We start from the raw sequence: 4,482 nt of genomic DNA, 5'->3' as shown, positions 1-4,482 counted from the left end.
GCCTAAGTCTTTTTTCGGACCGCCAGTGAAAGCGAAATCAGCAGTGCCTAAGTCTTTTTTCGGACCGCCAGTGAAAGCGAAATCAGCAGTGCCTAAGTCTTTTTTCGGACCGCCAGTGAAAGCGAAGTCAGCAGTACCTAAGTCTTTTTTCGGGCCGCCAGTGAAAGCAAAGTCAGCAGTRCCTAAATCTTTTTTCGGACCGCCTGTGAAAGCRAARTCAGCAGTACCTAAATCTTTTTTCGGACCGCCTGTGAAAGCGAAATCAGCAGTACCTAAGTCTTTTTTCGGACCGCCTGTGAAAGCAAAGTCAGCGGTACCTAAGTCTTTTTTCGGACCACCAGTGAAAGCAAAGTCAGCAGTACCTAAATCTTTTTTCGGGCCGCCGGTGAAAGCAAAATCAGCAGTGCCTAAGTCTTTTTTCGGACCACCAGTGAAAGCAAAATCAGCAGTACCTAAGTCTTTTTTCGGACCGCCAGTGAAAGCTGTATTTTGATTAGATGGAGTTTCAGTTTTTGTATCAGAAGTAAATGATGTAAGGAAAGTGCTTAACGCTAATATTGCTATGATTGATGACTTTTTCATGATTGTTGTATATTGTAGGATGTGGTATAAATATTTTGTTAATAAATGGTTGATGTTTGGTAATTAGTCGGCCTGGCCTAAATCTTTTCTAAATCCAGATGTTGATGAAGTAAGCGTTGCCACTTCTGGTTTTACAGTTTGTTTTGTTGTGGTTTGCGATGATAAAATACCAGTAGCTACACTTAAGCTTACAATGGTTACGATGATAAATTTTTTCATGTTGTTTTTAATTTTTTAAATGTTTTTATATAAATCATGTTTAAGATCAATCAGCTGTACCCAGGTCTTTTTTGACATTGGTGGCAAAAGAGTGCAGTGTGGTAGTTTCAGGAGCCACGCTTTCTTTTTTGCATGATGAGATGGCGCCTGTGAATAAAACTGCTAAGGTGATTGTGATTAACTTTTTCATGATCGTTAAATAATATTTTGAATACCGGATTGTCTTGATTTTGAATGCTTGCTACGCCTTAATAAAGAGATTAGTCGGCAACGCCCAGGTCTTTTTTAAATCCATTATCGTTTATTATAATGCTGGCGGCCATTGGCTGATCGGCCTTTTTTGGCGATACTAAAACCGTTGATGATAAAACTCCTGTGCCTGATACAAGCAACGCTAAGAGAATGAATTTTTTCATATATATTAATATTTTATATTAGTATTCTATTTAATTAAGTAATAATTAACCATATGTGCCAAATAATACTTTCCGGTATTTTTACCGGTATGTAAAAGCTGTTTATAGATTATAATTTACTTTCTTTTTTGTATAAAAACTGCCAGAAATACCTTACAGTTTTATTATGTTTTTTTGCGTTATTATAAAATAAATTGTTAATTTTAAACACTATACCCAATTGTTAATTAAAAAACATTGTTATACTTTTTAATTATTTTCATTATCAGGTAGTGTATTGGTAACATATAAAGCAGTTTAATATTTTCACTACTTAAACAGTAGCCTGAAACACGTTTTTTATGCCCTGAAATATAATAAAATGCACAATAATATACAATTAATTAACTGAATATCAATTAATTAACAAGTCAAATATATATATGTTTTTTATTTTTTTAAGTAATAAATATGAAATAATTTTCAACAATCTTTTTTCTGTTGTTTTTATGTATATTTCAGTATAATTTATAACTTTCCCATTCAATATCACGTAAAAGTGTTTTAATGAAAAAAGCCCTTAGTTTTCTTTTATTCTTTTTTATTGTATTTACTATATACGCGAAGGAATTAGATGAGGCGATTACAGCAGATACAAGTGAAGTTATACGCATTAATAAACAAGCTTATGACAACCGCTTAACCCAACCTCAGCAAACGCTTACTGATGCTACCCGGGCAATGGATCTGGCTCGTAAAATGAACTATAACAACGGTATTGCCGAGGCTTACCGGGTTTCGGGTTTGGCCATGTTTTATATGGATCAGCCCGAAAAGGCATTCAGCAGTTATTTAAATGCGGTGGTTTTTTTTACCAGGGCCAATAATTTGGGCGGCGAGGCAAAAGTGTACAATAACATGGGTAATATTTACCGCGACCATGATACCAACCGCTCGCTTGATTATTTTTTTAAATCGTTGGCCATTGCCAATAAGATTAATAATGTAGGTTTAGTAGCATCGCTCAATTTAAACATAGGTAACGTTTATACCCGCAGAAACAGCTATACGCAGGCTTTAAAATATTATGGTCAAAGCAAAGCTATGTTCATTACGCTAAAGGATTCTGTTAACCTGGTTCAATGCGTGCAGAATACAGGGGTGGTTTACTTTAAGTTAGGGGAGTATGATAAAGCTTTGGCAATGCTGCTTGAGGCCAACAGCGCCGCCAAGCACCTTGATTTAAATGAGCCGATAGCAAGTATTGATTTAACGCTGGCTTCATTATACATGAACCAGAAAAGGTTTGATGAGGCAGAAAAGGTAGTTAAAGAGGGGGTTGCATACACRCAGCTGATTAATGATCCCAAGCTTGAATATGACTACAAGCACACCAATTATGAATTGGCTTATAACCGCAAAAATTATAACGAGGCCCTGTTTTATTTACGAGAGATTTACCGTGTAGATAGCGCAACTTTCAAAACCAATACCTCGGTGCAAATGAAACTGATAGAAGCTACCCGCAAACAGGATGAGCAGATAAAGGAAAACGAGCGCGTGGCAGAACGACAGGCATATGACCGTACCAAGTTTTGGGCCGTAACTATAGTTGCCGGGCTTTTATTGGTTGYGATAGGACTATTGGTAGGCAATGTGAAGCGCAAGGCTAAAACCAATGTACAGCTTACTTTACTTAACGGCGAAGTATCCCGGCAAAAGGACAACCTCGACCGTATTAATCATCACCTGGAAGAGATCATTGACGAGCGTACCAAAGATCTTCAGATCAAGAACAGGAAATTATCCGAACATTCATCCTACCTATCGCACCAGATAAGGGGCCCTATAGCCACCCTGCGCGGCCTTATCAATCTCGAAAAAGAAGGCCTGGTAGATCAGGAGGAGTGCATTTCGATGATGGACAAATGCGTATCCGAGATCGACGAAAAAATCATTGATATGAGCGATATGCTGCATAATCCATCGCGCACTACAACAACATAGTTTTTGGACAAAGGACGTTCGGACGAAGGACTTTCAGACGAAGGACAAAGGACAAAAGATTTTCAGACGATGGACTCTTAAGCGCAGGACAAAAGGGGGGCGGACTCTATAAGAATCCCATGAAGATTATGAGCCGGCATGTTTGTATGCTTTTAGTATACGGGATGCCTAAAAAGAAAACGGCTGGTAGATACCAGCCGTTTTTTTTATCTTTTATCTTTTCGTCCTTTGTCTGAAAGTCTGAAAGTCCTTTGTCTGACAGTCCTTTGTCCTTCGTCTGAAAGTCCTTTGTCCGACAGTCCCCCAATTAATTCATATTAAACGGTACAGGGAAAGAGGAGTGTATTTGGGCCTCGCAAAGGCCCAGGTAAATGCAGTACCATGATATCATCTGTAAAATAAGCAACTGTCGGTGTTTTTTGTAGCCCTGGGTTTCAAAGGCAATGGCTTCATCGCCGGCGGTAACAAAAAATCTTACTTCGCCTTTGCAGGGTTTAAACTTTGATTTCAGCATATCAAAGGCCTTAACTTTAAGCTTGCTGTGTGGATCGTGAATTGTACCATCCATCAAAGCCTCGTTTTTTGAAATGGATATCAGGTAATTTGGCATAAGTACATGTTTTTCTGGATGAAAATCATGCAACAATTTTTACTCCAAAAATTTAAATAAAAGCAGTATTAAATTATAAACGTCATACTACTTTTAAATTTTTACAAATGTTTCCTTTTATTAAATATTGTTAATCAATATTTAATAAATATAACCTGTATAATTTACTAAAAGTGTAGTAATTAGTGTATTATGAACCTGTATGTGTAAGGTTTACAACACACATTTGTAAATCTACACAGCTAAAGCACTTTTATTCCGCAGTTCCTCATAAAGTAAAATCACTTTACGCTGCAGGTTTGCAATCTCGCTTTCGCGGTCAACCAGTTTCTTTTGAGCAACACTCAGGTTTGATGGAGTAAGGTCAATTTCCCTGGCATCGAGTGCAAGTAGGTTCACTACATTGAGTTCAAAAATATTTGCGATTTGCTCCAATCGCGATAGGTTGATATCCGTTACACCGGTTTCAATTTTTGAAAATGCAGGGATAGAAATACCTAAGCGGTTTGCCACATCTTCCTGGCTCCAGCCATGCTGATGACGCAAGGTTCTGATGTTTTTACCAACAAATTTGTTGGTTTGTTTTTTACTAATGTCGCTCATTTTGGATTCTACTTAATTGTAAATTAATTAATACAGTACATCCAAACGTTATGCCATCGTTAAATT

The 4,482-nt window shown here is 37.3% G+C and carries 7 protein-coding genes; 1 reads left to right on the top strand and 6 read right to left on the bottom strand.

The features are described from left to right. The 4 genes from AC1DPZ_RS22580 to AC1DPZ_RS22565 form a co-directional block, all read right to left on the bottom strand. The coding region (locus tag AC1DPZ_RS22580) for a hypothetical protein (RefSeq protein ID WP_477407697.1) at positions 1-582 on the bottom strand (582 nt) is incomplete at its 3' end. 63 nt (positions 583-645) lie between these two features. After that, positions 646-801 (bottom strand): hypothetical protein, encoded by a 156-nt coding sequence (locus AC1DPZ_RS22575; protein ID WP_477407695.1) that lies wholly within the window; start codon positions 799-801, stop codon positions 646-648. Between the two features lie 46 nt (positions 802-847). Then, complete coding sequence (locus AC1DPZ_RS22570; protein ID WP_477407693.1) at positions 848-991, bottom strand: hypothetical protein; 144 nt, start codon at positions 989-991, stop codon at positions 848-850. A gap of 70 nt (positions 992-1,061) precedes the next feature. Further along, positions 1,062-1,217 carry a hypothetical protein gene (locus tag AC1DPZ_RS22565; RefSeq protein ID WP_477407691.1) on the bottom strand — a complete coding sequence of 52 codons (156 nt, stop codon included), beginning with the start codon at positions 1,215-1,217 and terminating at the stop codon, positions 1,062-1,064. A gap of 546 nt (positions 1,218-1,763) precedes the next feature. Between AC1DPZ_RS22565 and AC1DPZ_RS22560 the strand changes: the two genes are divergently transcribed. Continuing rightward, positions 1,764-3,203, top strand: coding sequence for a tetratricopeptide repeat protein (locus AC1DPZ_RS22560; protein WP_477407690.1), 1,440 nt, complete (start codon positions 1,764-1,766; stop codon positions 3,201-3,203). A gap of 307 nt (positions 3,204-3,510) precedes the next feature. On the opposite strand, the gene AC1DPZ_RS22555 is transcribed toward AC1DPZ_RS22560, so the two are convergent. Both AC1DPZ_RS22555 and AC1DPZ_RS22550 read right to left on the bottom strand, forming a co-directional pair. Further along, positions 3,511-3,813 carry a hypothetical protein gene (locus tag AC1DPZ_RS22555; RefSeq protein ID WP_477407688.1) on the bottom strand — a complete coding sequence of 101 codons (303 nt, stop codon included), beginning with the start codon at positions 3,811-3,813 and terminating at the stop codon, positions 3,511-3,513. A 234-nt stretch (positions 3,814-4,047) separates the two neighbouring features. Beyond that, positions 4,048-4,416, bottom strand: coding sequence for a helix-turn-helix domain-containing protein (locus tag AC1DPZ_RS22550; RefSeq protein ID WP_477407686.1), 369 nt, complete (start codon positions 4,414-4,416; stop codon positions 4,048-4,050). Between the last annotated feature and the right edge of the window lie 66 nt (positions 4,417-4,482).

This window comes from Mucilaginibacter sp. P4_G9 (assembly GCF_056400985.1).
The sequence above is the reverse complement of the archived record's forward strand: the minus strand, read 5'-3'. Positions and strand labels throughout refer to the sequence as shown.